Below are 648 nucleotides of genomic sequence, written 5' to 3'. Positions count from 1 at the left end.
GGTGAACATGGCAGAGGCTTTGCGGTAGTTGCTGATGAGGTTCGTACGCTTGCTGCCAGAACCCAGTCATCCACGCACGAAATTGAAGAAATGGTAGAGCGTTTGCAGCAAGGTGCTCGTGCTGCCGTGAAAGTCATGAATGAAAGTCGTGAAAGCGCCAAGACCAGTGTCGAAAAAGCTGCCAGTGCTGGTTCGGCTCTGGATACTATAACAGCGATGATTTCTACCATGGATGAGATGAGCACGCAGATTTCAAATGCGGCTAATGAACAAAGTTCAGTTGCTGAAGATATTAATCGCGGTATTGTTAATATCAGTCAGATTGCTGATCATACTGCAGATGGTGCACGTGCTACTTCTGAAGCGGTTGATACACTTAGCAGTCTATCTTCTCAATTGCAGGATGCTTCAGGGAAATTTAAAGTTTAATTTGTTAAAAAACGATACTGATACAAATGAAAGCCCGCTTGCTGCGGGCTTTTTTATGAGTCTCTAACGTAACTCGTTTTCAATTTCAATCAGCTTTTGCATTGGATCTGCTGCAGCAGTTATCGGACGACCTATGACCAGATAATGGCTGCCAGCCTGAATAGCCTGGGCAGGAGTCATGATCCGATGTTGATCGCCTTTTGCACTGCCTGCCGGACG

General features: G+C 46.0%; 2 protein-coding genes. One reads left to right on the top strand and one right to left on the bottom strand.

The features are described 5' to 3' along the window. The coding region (locus B3182_RS14860; protein ID WP_292753341.1) for a methyl-accepting chemotaxis protein at window positions 1-429 on the top strand (429 nt) is incomplete at its 5' end. A 63-nt stretch (window positions 430-492) separates the two neighbouring features. Here B3182_RS14860 and B3182_RS14855 read toward each other — a convergent pair. Beyond that, window positions 493-648, bottom strand: a 156-nt coding sequence (locus B3182_RS14855; protein ID WP_292753353.1) for an orotidine 5'-phosphate decarboxylase / HUMPS family protein, incomplete at its 5' end; no start/stop codon positions are given.

It is taken from the genome of Methylophaga sp. UBA4204, from assembly GCF_002379485.1.
Classification (GTDB): Bacteria; Pseudomonadota; Gammaproteobacteria; order Nitrosococcales; family Methylophagaceae; genus Methylophaga.
Note: the sequence above shows the minus strand (reverse complement) of the source record. Positions and strands in the feature narration are given on the sequence as shown.